The sequence below is a fragment of the Flindersiella endophytica genome (genome assembly GCF_054779015.1).
In genome coordinates this window covers 916468-931124 of record NZ_BAAGYY010000009.1, presented here as the reverse complement: position 1 = coordinate 931124, position 14657 = coordinate 916468, and the positions used below count along the sequence as shown (strand labels likewise).

Below are 14657 nucleotides of genomic sequence, written 5' to 3'. Positions count from 1 at the left end.
CGCGGGTAGTGGCGACGGAGGATCGCGGACCGCCGGCGCCAGGCGGCAGTGGTGTGAAACCTGCCGCCTGGCGCAGGGCCCGGCCCGCACCCCGCCGGAGATTGCACGCTATGCGGGCCCCGGTGCCCAACCGCCGCGACAACGTGGGGATGGAGAGGGTCGTCAGCGGCGGCCCGGCGGCCGCCACGCCTCCTCCCGTCCCAGGGCGACCGTTGAGGTTGGGTGAGGCCGTGGCGGACCTGCACCTCGATGGTCGTCCGCCACGGCCTCTCGTCATATCCGGCCGCGTACTCAACTGCGCCTAGGTACTACCGGCCTGCTTGCAGGGCTCCCCACGTCTGCGTACCTACGATCCCGTCGACGCCGAGCGAACGCGAGGACTGGTAGTCGCGCGCCGCCTGCTCGGTCAACGGCCCGAACTGCCCGTCGATCCCGACCGTGCGTCCCAGCGCCGCGGTCAGCGACCGCTGCAGCCGCCGGACGTCCTCCCCCGCCGACCCGTTCCGCAGCGTCGGCGTCGAGCCGGCCGACAGCAGAGCCGTCCAGGTGTGCGAGTCGACCACACCGGTGACCGGCAGCGACTTCGCGGTCTGGTACGCCCGCACCGCGGTCTGCGTGTTCGGCCCGAACTGCCCGTCCGGCGTCCCGACGTCCTGGCCCTGTGCCTCGAGCAGGCACTGCGCCGCCCAGACCAACCCGCCGGAAGAACCGGACTGGATCGTGGAGTACGCCGTGAAGTCCAGCGTCTGGTTCGCGCACGACGGCGGTGGCGGCGGGCCGCTCGCCACCCGCAGGTAGTCGTTGTCGATGTTGATCGTCACGCCGCCGTAGGTCTCGTTGTGCCCGCCGCGGTACTGGTGGATCCGCTCGTTCTCCCAGTAGTTGTCGGGTACGTACGACCCACCGTCAGGGTCGGCGACGTTGTTCCACCACGCGAAGTAGATGTGGTCCGGTCGCGTGTACGTCGTGCTGTTGTAGGTGGCCACCATGTCGGCCACGCCGGACGCGCCGCTGGAGTAGAAGCCGGACAGGTAACCAAGCTCGTGCAGCCGGTCGGTCCAGCCATCCATGTACGTCAGCACGGCCGTCGTGCAGCTGCCGCCGCGCGTGTAGGCCTCCATGTCGTTGTAGATAACGCTTCCCGCGCCGATACCGAGGTTGGACGCGGCCGTCACCGACGCGCTGGCCGCCGAGATGCCTTGCGAACGCGCGGTCGCCGGGTCGGTGGAGATCTTGTTGGTATAGCCGGTACACGGCGCCTGCCGCCCGACCTCGATCGGCCAGGGGTGCCAGCCGTTCGCGGTCTGGTTGCTGACCCAGGTGGCGGTCAGGTTGGGCTGGCTGCACGCCCGCGAGATGCCGCTGATGTAGATGCCGATCGCACGGTACGGCGAGGATCCCCAGGCGTTCATCGCGCTCTGCGAGGGCGCGGCGCAGGCGTCGAAGCCCTTGCCGGTGTACGTTCCGGGCGCCGCGACGGCCTGCGTGGTGACGCCCCCGGACTGCCGTTTGGCCAAGCCGGCGACGCTCGCCAGCTTCGCCGGCTTGCCGCCGTCGACCAGCTTCGCGGCGCTCAGGATCCTGCGTACGGCTGGTTCGGTCGCCGGCGTGTGCCCGGCGGTGACCAGGACGCCCGCACGTTCGTCGGCGACCTGGATCTGGTCGGAGAGCGTGGGCGCGCCGCCCGCAGTGGTCCGGACGGCAGGCGTGAGATGGGCGGCCGCTTTGCCGTCCAGGGGCTCGATGATCAGACCGGCAGTACGTCCGATCAGCCCACTCTGGCAGGTGGACTCGCCGGGGTGACCGAGGTAGACCGACGGGATGTCGAACCGCACGCAGGCGGTCGGGTCCTTCGCCAGGTCGACGACTCGCCACGATGCGGGCACGTCGACGCGATAGCCGTGATAGGTGACGGGCTTGTACCCCGCGGGCGATTCGGCCGGCACCGGCGGCTGGGCGGCCAGTGCCGGTTGAGCCGCGATCGCCAAGCCGAGTGGGAGCACAAAGGCAGAAAGTGCCGTGAGGCGAGTACGCATGGATACCTCCTGATCCGTACGCACAGATTCCCGGCAGAAGTGCGGAGTCGTCTTCCTGCTGGCAGCAGGCTGCCACGACCAAAAGCTGCCAGTGAGCAACGGTCGGGGCTGGCATAGGAGGCGGTCACGGGCGTACCGTTGTGAACATGACTGTTCCGATCGGCACGTCTCGGCCCGCGCCGCCTCGTCGAGCCACGGTGCTCGAGGTGGCCGCCGAGGTGCTCGCGGTCAACCCGTCCGCCTCGCTCGCCGAGGTCGCGGCGGCTGCCGGCATCGGGCGGACGACGCTGCACAAGCAGTACGCCACCCGGCAGGACCTCCTGGTCGCCGTCGCGCACGCGGCGCTCAACCAGGCCGAGCAGGCGATCAACGCCGCGGTCGAGACCGCCGAAAAGGACGCGCGAGCCGGGCTGGAGCAACTGGTCCGCGAGCTGGCGCCGCTCGGTGCCGGGCTCGCGTTCCTGTTCCGCCAGCCCGCGTTGGAAGAAGAGCCGGCGATCAAGGACCGGCTCTGCGGCATCGACCCGATGATCGCCGCCGTCGGCGCGCTGGCCCGCAAGGCCGGCCTGCTGCGCGACGACCGGCCCGGCTGGTGGTTCGTGTCGACGCTCTACGCGCAGATCTACGTCGCCTGGGAAGGAGTCGCCGTCGGGCGGCTGGCGGCGCTGGACGCACCGGCACTGGTGCTGTCCACTCTCCTGGAGGGGCTGGGACCCACATGACCGTTCTCACCGACCCACGCGCCCGGCAGCTCGCGACGCGGGTGGCTCTCGAACGTTTCGGCGTCCGGATGCTCGCCGCGCGCGGCGACCTGGTGGCCAAGCTCGTCACGCCGGCCGGACGCCGTGATCCGTACCCCGTCTACGAACGCATCCGGGCCGAGGGCCCGCTCTACCGCAGCCGGGTCGGCCGGCTGGCGACGGCCAGCCATCCGCTGGCCAACCAGATCCTGCGCGACCGGCGGTTCGGCGTACGTTCGACGGAGTTCCGGCACCTGCCGGTGCCCGACTACTTCGAGCCGCAACTCGGCGACGGCTGGGACCCCGCGTTCCTCGTCCTCGACCCGCCCGACCACACGCGGCTGCGCCGGCTCGCGATGCCGGCGTTCACGCCGAAGCAGATCGCCGGCTATCGCGAAGGCATCGAGAAGGTCGTCCACCGGCTGCTCGACGCCGCCATCGCCCGCGGCGAACGCGAGGGCCGGTTCGACCTGATGGCCGAGGTCGCGCGGCCGCTGCCGATCTACGTCATCGCCGACCTGCTGGGGATTCCGGAGGTCGACATCGGCCGGCTGGCGCGCTACGGCAACGCGCTCGGCGTCTCGCTGGACGGCATCCGGTCCGTACGCCACGCCCGCGAACTGCAGTGGGCGATCGGCGAGCTGCAGGACCTGTTCACCGAACTGCTGACCGAGCGGCGGCGGGCACCCGGCAACGACGTGATCAGCCGGCTCGTCGTCGCGCTCGGGACCGACGACACCCCGGGCGCGCTGTCGGTCGGTGAGCTGCTGCAGGTCTGCGCGCTGCTGCTCGTCGCGGGCTTCGAGACCACGGTCAACCTGATCGGCAACGGGACGTACGCCCTGCTGTCCAACCCCGAACAGTGGGCCGCGTTGCGCGCGGACCCGGCCGGGCTGGCGCCGAAGGCCGTCGAGGAAACGCTGCGGTACGACTCGCCGGTGCAGCTGACCGAGCGAATCGCCCACGAGGACGTGGAGCTCGGCGGCCGGGTGATCCCCAAGGATCGCGCGGTGCTGCTGCTCACGGGAGCCGCCGGCCGGGACCCGGAGGTGTTCGCCGACCCCGCCCGCTTCGACCTGTCGCGGGACGCTGCGGCTGAGCACCTGGCGTTCTCCAGCGGCATCCACTACTGCCTGGGTGCGTCACTGGCGCGGCTGGAAGGCGTGGTCGCGTTCCAGGCGATCGCGGAACGACTGCCGGAGCTTCGGGTGGCGGGCCGCGTCACCCGCCGCAAGATGGTCACCCTGCGCGGCCTGGCCGAGCTGCCGGTGCGGGTCTGAGGTTCCAGCCCGGCCGGCGTAACGCCCGTCACCGCGGAAGGGACGCTCGCAGCCGATCGATGGTCCGCAGGACCTCGGTGCGGTGCTTGGCCGACTTCAGCCACGCCGGCAGCCTGGCCACCAAGCGGAGTACCGACTGCGCGGCGGTTCCCCGTCGAGCCACGGCGCCACCTCGGCGCGGCACCGGCAGGCCGGACAGACCACGTGGACGGGGTCCTCAGCCAGGGCGTACAGCGACACAACGGGATCGGCGAAGCGTTCCGATCCCGGCGGCTGAGCGTTCACGCCGCCATTGTGCCGGTGGGCGGCACCCGACGCACGCCACTTTCACCAGTCCCAGCCCGGGACGGGCTGGTCGGAGTGCGGGACCTCGTCGGACTGCGAAACGTCCAGCGCGATCGCCGATCCCCACTCGACGTACTCCTTGACGCGGGTACGGAAGCGCTCGTCGGCCGGCCAGCCGGCTTCGTCGGCCGCTTCCAGGAACGCCTCGACGAAGCGCTGCCGCTGCCCCTCGGTGATGTGGAAGCCCGCGTGGTGCTGGAGCAGGGCGTTGTGCCCGCCGTGCTGTTGTGTGTAGACAGCGGGCCCGCCGAAGACCTCACCCAGCCAGTCGGCCAGGTGCTGGACGTGCTCTGGCCGAGGCGTCGTTCCGAACACCTCGACCAGCACGGGATCGGTCTGGCAGCGCCGGTAGTGCGCGCCGGCCAGCTTCCGCATGGCCGGCGCGCCTCCGGCGTACTCGAAAAGGGTCGCCATGGAGATCAGGATGCCCGAGATCAGGCGGCCTGCGCCGCGACTTCGGCCGGCGCCAGTGCGATCCGCACGACGTCCGACACGTCCTCGGCCAGGTGGATCTGCAGATCCGACAGCACGTCCTCGGGCAGGTCGTCCAGGTCGGGCTCGTTGCGCTTCGGCAGGACCACCTCGGTGAGGCCCGAACGATGCGCCGCGAGCAACTTCTGCTTGACGCCACCGATCGGCAGTACCCGTCCGGTCAGCGAGACCTCTCCGGTCATGCCGACCTCCGGACGTACTGGCCGGCCGGACAGCAGCGAGGCCAGCGCGGTCGTCATCGTCACGCCCGCAGACGGTCCGTCCTTCGGGATCGCGCCCGCGGGGATGTGGATGTGCACGCGCCGCTCGCCCAGCGCCTCGGTCGGGATGCCGAGCCGGGCGCCGTTGGCCCGCAGGTACGACGCCGCGATCTGCGCCGACTCCTTCATCACGTCGCCCAGCTGACCGGTCAACGTGAGCCCGGCGTCGCCAGGCATGGTCGCGGCCTCGATGTAGAGGACGTCACCACCGGCACCCGTCACCGCCAGGCCGGTGGCCACGCCAGGCGTCTTGCCGTCGCGTGCCGACTCGGGCTGGAAGCGCGGCCGGCCGAGGTAGTCGCGCAGGTCGAGCACGTCCACCGAGACCGGCGCCTTGGAGGGGTCGTTCGCCAGCGTCGTCGCGACCTTGCGCAGGATCTTCGCCAGCGAGCGCTCGAACGAACGCACCCCGGCCTCCCGCGTGTAGTCCGCCGCGATCGTACGCAGCGCGCCGTCCGACACCGCCACCTCGTCGGCGGTCAGCGCAGCACGCTCCAGCTGCCGGGGCAGCAGGTGGTCACGCGCGATAGCGACCTTCTCGTCCTCGGTGTAGCCGTCGAGCGAGACCAGCTCCATCCGGTCCAGCAGGGCCGGCGGGATGGTGTCGATCACGTTGGCCGTCGCCAGGAACAGAACGTCGGACAGGTCGAGGTCGACCTCGAGGTAGTGGTCGCGGAACGTGTGGTTCTGCGCCGGGTCGAGCACCTCGAGCAGCGCCGCCGCGGGATCGCCGCGGAAGTCGGAGCCCACCTTGTCGATCTCGTCGAGCAGGACGACCGGGTTCATCGAGCCGGCCTCCTTGATCGCGCGGACCAGCCGGCCCGGCATCGCGCCGACGTAGGTCTTGCGGTGACCGCGGATCTCGGCCTCGTCGCGGACGCCGCCGAGCGAGACGCGGACGAACTTCCGCCCCAGCGCCCGGGCCACCGACTCGCCGAGCGAAGTCTTGCCGACGCCGGGCGGACCGACCAGCGCCAGCACGGCACCGCTGCCGCGACCGCCGATCGAAGCCAGGCCACGGTCGACCCGCCGGGTACGCACCGCGAGGTACTCCACGATGCGTTCCTTCACGTCGTCCAGGCCGGCGTGGTCGGCGTCCAGCACCTCACGAGCAGCCTTGACGTCGGGCGTGTCGGTGGTGCGCGCGCTCCACGGCAGCTCCAGCACGGTGTCGAGCCAGGTCCGGATCCAGCCGGACTCCGGCGACTGCTCGGACGCGCGCTCCAGCCGGCCGACCTCGCGAAGCGCGGCCTCACGGACGTTCTCGGGCAGGTCCGCGGCCTCCACCCGGGTGCGGTAGTCGTCGGCGCCGTCCGGCTCGTCGTCGCCGAGCTCCTTGCGGATGGCGGCGAGCTGCTGGCGCAGGACGTACTCCCGCTGCGACTTCTCCATCGTGTCGCGTACGTCTTCGCGGATCTTCTCAGTGACCTCGACCTCGGCGAGGTGCTCACGCGACCACTCGATCAGGTGCGTGAGGCGCTCGGCCGGGTCGGGCGTGCCGAGCAGAGTGAGCTTGCGCTCCTCCGAAAGCCAGGTGGCGTAGCCGGCCGCGTCGGCCAGCTCGCTCGGGTCGGTGATCCGCTGCACGACGTCGATCACCTGCCAGCCGCCACGGTCCTGCAGGATGGAGACGAGCAAGGACTTGTACTCGCGGGCCAGCTCACGGGTGTGGTCGTCGGTTTCGGGCTCGTCGAGCGTCGTCGCCTCGACCCAGAGCGCCGCACCAGGACCGTTGACGCCGACGCCGACCTCGGCGCGGGCAATCGCACGCAGGACGGCGGCCGGCTCGCCTGTGGGCAACCGTCCGATCTTGGAAATCTCAGCGAGCGCACCGACGTTTTCGTAGTGGCCGTCCATGCGCGGAACAACAAGGACTCGCGGGTCGTCGGATCCGGCTGCGCCGACCCCGTTCGCGAGCTTGGCGGCATCGATGGCCGCCTGCCGGTCGCCGTCCAAGGCCACCGGCACGACCATGCCGGGCAGGACCACGGTGTCGTCGAGGAAGAGCAGTGGCAGTGTCAGCTTCGTCATGCCACCTGCAACGCGATTACACGCTTACACCATTCCCGGCGAAGCCCGTGGACGACGGGTTGATCGTCCGCTCAGAGCGAACCCGGTTTCCACCGCCGAGTTATCCACAGTTCCTCCGCTCGCCTCCACGGACCGCTCCGAAGCATTAGCGTTCTAGTTACCGGTCACCGCCCCGCACACCGGTGGCCGCGTAGCCGCGGCCGGCTTACGGATCCCCGCCCGATCCGGGCCGCCGCTGGCAGCTCCAGGCGGGAGGGGGTCTCGCCCCGACCCTCTCCCGTTGCCTCGAGCAGCAGCTCTCCTTATGTGCCCGCGCCGGACGACGACCGCCGTTGCCTCGTCTGCGGGCGCTCCACCTCGAGTCCCGAGGTCCGCAGCCACGCCGCGATCACCCCCGGCTCGACCCGCTCCTGGAGATCGGCCAAAGGCGGGACGCGCTAGCAGCGACGTACTCAGGACCGGCCTGAGTACTTGTACGGATGCCGGAACCGCCCCGTACCGGAACGCTTGAGTCCACGTCACGCACGGGAATCCTGGAGCTCATGATCATGGGGACCACGCGCCGATCCTCCGGCGCGGATCGCACGGGGGCCAATGACAAGGCCGCCGGCCGCCCTGCCGCGCCGTCCGTCGGTGCGGGCAGGGCCGGTAGCCGGCCGACAGCCGGTCACGGGCTGCTTTGGGGCGCGGTCTTCACGCTGGTGCCGTACCTCCTCGGCCTGGCCGGATTCCTGCTGTGGTCGCTGGCGAACCCCAACGGCCAGGCGGAGCTCTGCCAGAGCCTTGGCGGACTGTGCACCGGTACGTCCAGCGCGGTGTTCCTGGCCGCGGCGTCGGCGCCCTACGCCGCACTCGGCACCGGCGCGGCCTGGGTGCTCGTGCTCACCATGCAGTACGGACCGGCCAAGAAGTGGCGCGGCGGCGTTCAGGGCCTGCTGGCCGCGCTCGCGGTCTACGCGATCGCGACGATCGCGTGGCTCATCCTGCGTTAGTTCGCCGGGTTGACCCGGAAGATCGCCGTTCCGTGCGCCGGCACTTCGGCGCCCAGCCCACCGCTGCCGGCCGTTGTCCGGTCGCCCGTCCACAGGTCCGTCGCGGACCCGGCCGACTCCAGCCCGAGCTCGGCCAGTGCCACCGTGATCTCGGCCGCCGAGTCGGTCTCGTTGAACAGCGCCACCGCGACGTCCCCGCCGGACAAGGACTTGGCGAACACGTGGTGCCCGTCCTCCGAGCGCACCGGCCGGCCCTGCACGCCCAGTGAGTCCTGGTCGATCGCGATGATGTCGGTGTTGAGCAGGATCTCGAGGTTCTCCGGCGAGATCCGGCGCAGGTCGCAGCCGATCAGCAGGGGCGCGGCCATGATCGCCCACAGCGCGAAGTGCGACTGGTACTCCGTCACGGTCATGCCACCGTTGCCGACCTCGAGCATGTCCGGGTCGTTCCAGTGCCCGGGTCCGGCGTGGTCGGCGAGCACCATGTTGAGCTTGGTCAGCTCCAGCAGGCTGTCCCAGCGGTCGCTGATGTCGCCGGTCGTACGCCAGAGGTGGCCGACGCCCTTGGCCCACTCCCACGGCTTGTTCTGGCCCCACTCGCAGATCGAGTAGACGATCGGCCGGCCGGTCGCGAGCAGCGCGTCGCGCATCACGGTGTAGCGGCGGCGGGCGTCGCGGCCCTGGTTGTTGCAGTTGTCGTACTTCAGGTAGTCGACGCCGAACGACGCGAACAGCCTGGCGTCCTGCTCCTCGTGGTCGAGCGCGCCCGGGAAGCCGATCCTCGAGCACGTCTTGATGCCGGCGCTGGTGTAGATGCCGAACTTCAGGCCGACGTCGTGCGCGTGGTCGGCCAGCGCCCTGATCCCGTTCGGGAAGCGCGCCGGATCAGGCACGAGGTCACCGGCCTCGTCGCGCTCGGGCAGCGCCCAGTTGTCGTCGAGGTTGATGTACTCGTAACCCGCGTCCTTCAGGCCGGAGGAGAGGAAGTACTCGATCGTCGCGAGCACCAGCTCCTCGTTGAACTCGGGCCGGTCGTTGGTGGTGTTCCAGTTGTTCCAGCCCATCGGCGGTGTGGGCGCCAGGCTCAGGTCCAAAGGCATGAAACGCGACGTTACGGACGGCGCCGATGACCCAGCAAGCGATCCGTCTGGTTCCGGCCTCTTGACGGCTCTACGTATACGTAGCACTATACGTATATGCCCAACAAGACTATCTACGTCGCGGACAACGACCTGGAGCTCTACAACCGGGCACAGGAGCTGGCCGGCGGCAACCTGTCGCAGGCCATCAGCCAGGCGCTGCGGCGATACGTCGAGGTAAGGGAGGCCACCGTGGAAGGGCTGAAGGAGATCACGGTCAAGGTCGGACGCGGCACGCTTCGCAAGCAGAAGCGCTTCGTCGGCACGGAGATCGCCCGCTGGCGGCACAAGGCGGGAGAGGACCTGTTCGAGACCTACAAGGTCTACCGGACGCAGAAGGAGAAGTTCGCGGTCGAGATCCTGCGCAGCGCGAGCATGAAGACCGTGATGAAGGGCGCTGCGATGGACTGGGCGACCCACGACGACGACTTCGACCCGATGGAAGAAGCCAAGGAAACCGTCCTCGCCATCTACGACACGCTCGAGAACCTCAAGCAGAACGTCCCCGCCGAGCTGGGTGACCTGGTCGAGCAAAGGATCACCGAGCCCCAGGTCGAGGACCTCGACATCTGACCGCCCGAATATGGCGGTGCGGTGTTCAGATGGGCGGGCTACCATCGATTGCACACCAGGGAGGGAGTCCCCGCACCCATGTCCGGACAATCCGGCGCCTCGAGCACAGGCCAGATCAAGAGCACTCTGAGCCCGCTACCTGGGCCACCCGCCAAGCTACGTCGCGGCTATCTCTGGGCGATCATCCTCGTCGGTGTCGCCTATCTCGGCGCCCTCGCGCTGGTCGGCTTCGACATGCTCGCGATCCCGTACGTCGATCCCGTGCGCTCGGGATCCTGGTTCCTCGTTTTCGTGCTGATGCTGATCACGCCGTTCGCACTGCTGCTCGCAGTGCTGTCCTGCGGTGTGGTCGCCATCCTGCGTAAGACCGTCGCCGGCCAGTGGCCGGGCATCCTGCAGGCGCTGCCGGCGGTCCTCATCGTGTTCGGGATCGTGGCGCTTGTCGCGAAGCTCCTGTTCGCCGACGACCCGTCCACGCCCTACTAGATCCACAGCCGCGCCCCGCGCGCGAACAAACCTGCCAAAAGGACCCTTGGGCGCAGAGGCCCAAGGGTTCTTTGTGCCTGTCGTGGGACGAGCCGGGCCGATTAGGTTTCCCGCTATCCAAAGCGGCGCGTATGTCACCGCCATCCCTCTGTTCCGACCCCGCGGCCTCGCCGAGAGCCCGTGACGGCCGGGAAGGGCAGGACACATGGCACGGCGTAGTCAGACTCTCTCCATCGCACTACTCTCTTCCCTTCTGGTGTGTGGTTTCGCGGTTACGGCCGGGCCAGCTGGGGCTGCGAGACCGCCCGGCCAGCAGGAGGCGCAGATCGGTGCCCTGGCCATCCAGGTGCAGTCGCTGGACGGCAGCGGCAACAACGCCGCCAATCCGTCGTGGGGACAGGGCGGGACTCAGTACGCACGGGTCGCGGCGGCGAACTACGCGGACGGCCGGAGTGCACCCGTGGGCGGGCCGAACACCCGCTACATCAGCAACCGCGTGTTCAACGACCAGGCACAGAACCTGTTCTCCGAACACAACGTCACGCAATGGGGCTTCGTCTGGGGCCAGTTCCTCGACCACACGTTCGGGCTGCGACTCGGCGCCGAACCGTTCGATCCGCAGGGTGAAACGGCGAACATCCCGTTCAACCGTTCCGATCCACTCGAGGACTTCACCAACGACCTCGGCGTCATCCCGTTCCAGCGTTCGGCCGCCGCGCCGGGAACGGGCGTGAACAACGCCCGCCAGCAGATCAACACCGTGAGCTCGTACATCGACGCGGCCGTGGTCTACGGCGGATCCACCTCACGACTGGAGTGGCTGCGTGAGGGCTCGGTCGACGGCAACATCGCCAACAACAGCGCCCGGCTTCTCCTGTCCAACCAGTACCTCCCACGGCGGGACGCGCGCGGCAACGCGTCGGCGGCTCCGTTCATGGAGACACCGGGCCGGCTCGCCGCAACGCCCGGACGGGCAGCTGTCGGCGGTGACGTACGGGCCAACGAGAACATCGGCCTGCTGGCGACCCAGACGCTGTTCGCCCGCGAGCACAACCGGATCGTCGGCCTGCTGCCGAGCTCGCTGTCGGAGGAGGAGAAGTTCCAGATCGCCCGGCGAGTGGTCATCGCCGAAGAGCAAGCGGTCACCTACCAGGAGTTCCTGCCGATGATGGGGATCCGGCTGCCCTCGTACAACGGCTACAACCCCAACACCAACTCGACGCTGACCAACGAGTTCGCAACGGTCGGATATCGCGCGCACAGCCAGATCCATGGTGAGTTCGAGGTCGAGGCCGATGTCGCGCGCTACTCCCAGGCGACCCTGAACCGGATCGAAGCCCAAGGTGCCGAGGTCGAGGTCGACGGCGACGAGGTGGAGTTCGCGATCCCGCTGAACGTCGCGTTCGGCAACCCCGACCTGCTGACCGACCTGCAGCTTGGCCCGATGCTGGAAGGCATCGGCGGCGAGTCGCAGTACAACAACGACGAGATGATCGACAACCAGCTGCGCAGCATCCTGTTCCAGATCCCGGTGTCGGGCAACCCCGAATGCCTGGACGGGCCGACGCTGCCGCAGTGCTTCCGAGTCGTGAACGACCTGGGCGCGATCGACACCGAGCGCGACCGGGACCACGGCATGCCCACGTACAACCAGCTCCGCCAGGCCTACGGGCTCGCACCGCGCACGTCGTTCACCCAGATCACCGGCGAGTCGAGCGACCAGTTCCCGGCCGGCACCGGTGTGGACAACCGCAACAGCCTGGCCTTCGCCCAGGTGCGCGACTTCAACGGTGACGTCATTCCCGCCGGCGACGCCGACGCATTGGACGCGGAGGGCAACTTCTCCACTCGCGGAGCACCGTTGGCTGCCCGGCTGCGGGCGATCTACAACGGCAACGTGAACAGCGTGGACGCCTTCGTCGGCATGCTGGCCGAGCCGCACCAGGCCGGCAGTGAGTTCGGCGAGCTTCAGCGCGCGATCTGGACGAGGGAGTTCCAGCGGCTGCGCGACGGCGACCGGTTCTTCTACGCCGGCAATACCGCCAACGCCGACTTGACAACGATCCGGAACACCTACGGCATCGACTACCTGCGCAACCTCGGCGACATCGTCGCCGCGAACACCGACATCCCGCGGGCCGAACTGTCCGACAACGTGTTCGCCGTCAACGGCGAGGAGCCGCCGACGAGCTGCTCGGTCAGGTACAACGTCACGACGCAGTGGCCAGGCGGCTTCCAGGTCGCGCTGACGCTGAACAACACCGGCTCGACACCGATCACCGGCTGGTCCGTGCGCTGGACGTATGCCGACGGCCAGACCATCAGCCAGTCCTGGGATTCCACGAACGTGCAGGGGAGGCGGATGGAGCTGAGCGGCGTGTCGTACAACCGCAACATCGGTCCGGGAGGGAGTTTGAGTGGCCCGGGCTTCAACGGAGTCTGGAACAACGCCACCAACTCGAGACCGACCAGCATCACGCTCAACACCACTCGATGCACGATCCAATGACGCCGAGCTGAAGGGAGCAGGACACCGTACGGTCAGGGGCCGGTTACCGGAAATCCATCCGGGCCGGCCCCTCGGCCGATGCTCATGGAACGTTTACCTGCTCAACAAGTAACCGCCATCGAACGCCGCCATTACGTTCGGATTCCGTAGCGACCTTGGCAGCATGGCCAACATCTCGCGACGTCACCTGCTCGTCGTCGGCGGCCTTTCCGGTGCCGCGTTGCTCGGCAGCCAAACGCCTGCCAGCGCCACCGGCAAGATCGTCCCGCCACCACCCACCGGTCCTCAGGTGCCCAAGCTGCCCAGCGGACTGTTCCGGCTCGGTGTCGCCTCCGGCGATCCGCTGCCGGACTCGGTCGTGTTGTGGACCCGGCTCGCGCCGGATCCGATCCATGGCGGTGGCATGCCGAACCGGAGCATCACCGTGCAGTGGGAGATCGCGACCGACAGCCGGTTCAGCCAGCGAGTGCAGGCCGGCGTGAGCAGTGCGCGTCCGGACCTCGGGCACAGCGTGCACGTCGAGGCTCGAGGGTTGCGGCCGAACTCCTGGTACTACTACCGGTTCCGCGTCGGCACCGAGATCTCTCCGGTCGGCCGGACTCGGACCGCCCCGGCGTCCGGATCCAACCCGACCCGGATGCGGTTCGCGATCGCGTCCTGCCAGAACTACCAGCAGGGCTTCTACGTCGCGCATCGCGACCTGGCCCGGCAGGACGTGGACTTCGTGACGTTCCTCGGCGACTACATCTATGAGAGCGCCGCCAGCGCCGACGCCGTGCGGCAGCACGAGGGCACGCACGAACCACTCACGCTGGCGGAGTATCGAAACCGGTACGCGCGTTACCGAACCGACGCCGACCTGCGGGCCGCGCACGCGAACTTTCCCTGGATCATCACGCTCGACGACCACGAGGTCGACAACGACTGGGCCGGTGCGGTGCCGCAGGACCCGGACAAGCAGTCGCCGTCGGCGTTCGCGGCACGCAAGGCCGCGGCGTTCCAAGCTTGGTACGAGCACATGCCGGTGCGGCAGAGCAGCCGTCCGAACGCCACGCGGATGCAGGTCTACCGGCGGTTCGAATGGGGCGAGCTGGCGCGGATCCACGTCCTCGACACCCGGCAGTACCGCACCGATCAGGCCACGACGCCTGCCCAGGCTGACGATCCGGCGCGCACGATGACGGGCGCGGCGCAGGAAAGCTGGCTGACCGGCGGGCTGACGACCGGTTCGCAACGCTGGAACATCGTCGCGAACCAGACTCCGGTCGCGCAGACCGACCAGAAGACAGGTCCGGAGCAGGTGCTCTGGACGGACCCCTGGGACGGCTATCGCGTACAGCGCAAGCGCTTGATGGAGCTGATGGGCACGTCGCGCGTATCCAACCCGCTGGTCGTCACCGGTGACCGGCACTGGACGATGGCGTGCGACCTGAAGCCCGACTTCAACCGGGAGAGCTCACCGGTCGTGGCCTCCGAACTGGTCGCGACGTCGATCACCTCCAACGGTGACGAGGACCAGGCAGCATGGCACCGCACCTGGGACCCAATCATCAAGGAGTCGCCGCACTGGAAGTACGGCGACTCGCGGCGTGGCTACATGCTCTGTGAAATCGACCGCGATCGTGCGCTCGCGACGCAGCGTGTGGTGAGCACAGTGAAGTCGAGCTCGGGTACAGCGGGCATGGGCGAGCAGTTCGTCGTGCATGCCGGGAAGAAAGGGCTGGAGCGGGCCTGAGCGCCGACGCCGGGTGGCCAGCCTGGTACCCAAGCCAGG

The 14657-nt window shown here is 69.0% G+C and carries 12 protein-coding genes; 7 read left to right on the top strand and 5 right to left on the bottom strand.

Features of this window, described 5'->3' with window-relative positions; translation table 11 throughout:
* Positions 1 to 308: 308 nt before the first annotated feature.
* A complete protein-coding gene (locus ACYVF6_RS09505; protein WP_460518735.1) occupies positions 309 to 2036 on the bottom strand; it encodes a glycoside hydrolase domain-containing protein in 1728 nt (575 codons plus the stop codon).
* Positions 2037 to 2182: 146 nt separating this feature from the next.
* On the opposite strand from ACYVF6_RS09505, the gene ACYVF6_RS09500 reads away from it, so the two are divergent.
* On the top strand, positions 2183 to 2758 hold the full coding sequence (locus ACYVF6_RS09500; RefSeq protein WP_460518732.1) for a TetR/AcrR family transcriptional regulator: 576 nt from the start codon (positions 2183 to 2185) through the stop codon (positions 2756 to 2758).
* Complete coding sequence (locus tag ACYVF6_RS09495; RefSeq protein WP_460518729.1) at positions 2755 to 4056, top strand: cytochrome P450; 1302 nt, start codon at positions 2755 to 2757, stop codon at positions 4054 to 4056. Before ACYVF6_RS09500 ends, ACYVF6_RS09495 begins: the two co-directional genes overlap by 4 nt.
* A 28-nt stretch (positions 4057 to 4084) precedes the next feature.
* Here the strand turns inward: ACYVF6_RS09495 and ACYVF6_RS09490 are convergent, their stop codons facing one another.
* The 3 genes from ACYVF6_RS09490 to lon all read right to left on the bottom strand — a co-directional run bounded on the left by ACYVF6_RS09490 (position 4085) and on the right by lon (position 7184).
* Positions 4085 to 4219: a hypothetical protein gene (locus tag ACYVF6_RS09490; protein ID WP_460518726.1), complete on the bottom strand. Its 135-nt coding sequence runs from the start codon at positions 4217 to 4219 to the stop codon at positions 4085 to 4087.
* Positions 4220 to 4383: 164 nt separating this feature from the next.
* Positions 4384 to 4815: a group II truncated hemoglobin gene (locus ACYVF6_RS09485; protein WP_460518724.1), complete on the bottom strand. Its 432-nt coding sequence runs from the start codon at positions 4813 to 4815 to the stop codon at positions 4384 to 4386.
* Positions 4816 to 4835: 20 nt separating this feature from the next.
* Positions 4836 to 7184 carry an endopeptidase La gene (gene lon, locus ACYVF6_RS09480; RefSeq protein ID WP_460518721.1) on the bottom strand — a complete coding sequence of 783 codons (2349 nt, stop codon included), beginning with the start codon at positions 7182 to 7184 and terminating at the stop codon, positions 4836 to 4838.
* A 542-nt stretch (positions 7185 to 7726) separates the two neighbouring features.
* Between lon and ACYVF6_RS09475 the strand changes: the two genes are divergently transcribed.
* The gene (locus ACYVF6_RS09475; RefSeq protein ID WP_460518718.1) at positions 7727 to 8176 is read left to right on the top strand and encodes a hypothetical protein; all 450 of its coding nucleotides are present in this window, start codon (positions 7727 to 7729) and stop codon (positions 8174 to 8176) included.
* On the opposite strand, the gene ACYVF6_RS09470 is transcribed toward ACYVF6_RS09475, so the two are convergent.
* Positions 8173 to 9276, bottom strand: coding sequence for a glycoside hydrolase family 27 protein (locus tag ACYVF6_RS09470; RefSeq protein WP_460518715.1), 1104 nt, complete (start codon positions 9274 to 9276; stop codon positions 8173 to 8175). The genes ACYVF6_RS09475 and ACYVF6_RS09470 overlap by 4 nt on opposite strands.
* Before the next feature lie 96 nt (positions 9277 to 9372).
* On the opposite strand from ACYVF6_RS09470, the gene ACYVF6_RS09465 reads away from it, so the two are divergent.
* The 4 genes from ACYVF6_RS09465 (at position 9373) to ACYVF6_RS09450 (ending at position 14618) form a co-directional block, all read left to right on the top strand.
* Entirely contained in the window at positions 9373 to 9888 is a 516-nt protein-coding gene (locus ACYVF6_RS09465; RefSeq protein WP_460518712.1) for an EXLDI protein, read from the top strand.
* 78 nt (positions 9889 to 9966) lie between these two features.
* A complete protein-coding gene (locus ACYVF6_RS09460) occupies positions 9967 to 10374 on the top strand; it encodes a hypothetical protein (protein WP_460518709.1) in 408 nt (135 codons plus the stop codon).
* Between the two features lie 256 nt (positions 10375 to 10630).
* The gene (locus tag ACYVF6_RS09455) at positions 10631 to 12883 is read left to right on the top strand and encodes a peroxidase family protein (RefSeq protein WP_460518707.1); all 2253 of its coding nucleotides are present in this window, start codon (positions 10631 to 10633) and stop codon (positions 12881 to 12883) included.
* A gap of 163 nt (positions 12884 to 13046) precedes the next feature.
* Positions 13047 to 14618, top strand: coding sequence for an alkaline phosphatase D family protein (locus ACYVF6_RS09450; RefSeq protein ID WP_460518704.1), 1572 nt, complete (start codon positions 13047 to 13049; stop codon positions 14616 to 14618).
* The last annotated feature ends 39 nt before the right edge of the window (positions 14619 to 14657 follow it).

Bases quoted from the DNA above. Each gene is read 5' to 3' on its own strand.
- ACYVF6_RS09505 (WP_460518735.1), bottom strand. From the start codon at position 2,036: ATGCGTACTCGCCTCACGGCACTTTCTGCCTTTGTGCTCCCACTCGGC.
- ACYVF6_RS09500 (WP_460518732.1), top strand. From the start codon at position 2,183: ATGACTGTTCCGATCGGCACGTCTCGGCCCGCGCCGCCTCGTCGAGCC.
- ACYVF6_RS09495 (WP_460518729.1), top strand. From the start codon at position 2,755: ATGACCGTTCTCACCGACCCACGCGCCCGGCAGCTCGCGACGCGGGTG.
- ACYVF6_RS09485 (WP_460518724.1), bottom strand. From the start codon at position 4,815: ATGGCGACCCTTTTCGAGTACGCCGGAGGCGCGCCGGCCATGCGGAAG.
- lon (WP_460518721.1), bottom strand. From the start codon at position 7,184: ATGACGAAGCTGACACTGCCACTGCTCTTCCTCGACGACACCGTGGTC.
- ACYVF6_RS09475 (WP_460518718.1), top strand. From the start codon at position 7,727: ATGATCATGGGGACCACGCGCCGATCCTCCGGCGCGGATCGCACGGGG.
- ACYVF6_RS09470 (WP_460518715.1), bottom strand. From the start codon at position 9,276: ATGCCTTTGGACCTGAGCCTGGCGCCCACACCGCCGATGGGCTGGAAC.
- ACYVF6_RS09465 (WP_460518712.1), top strand. From the start codon at position 9,373: ATGCCCAACAAGACTATCTACGTCGCGGACAACGACCTGGAGCTCTAC.
- ACYVF6_RS09460 (WP_460518709.1), top strand. From the start codon at position 9,967: ATGTCCGGACAATCCGGCGCCTCGAGCACAGGCCAGATCAAGAGCACT.
- ACYVF6_RS09450 (WP_460518704.1), top strand. From the start codon at position 13,047: ATGGCCAACATCTCGCGACGTCACCTGCTCGTCGTCGGCGGCCTTTCC.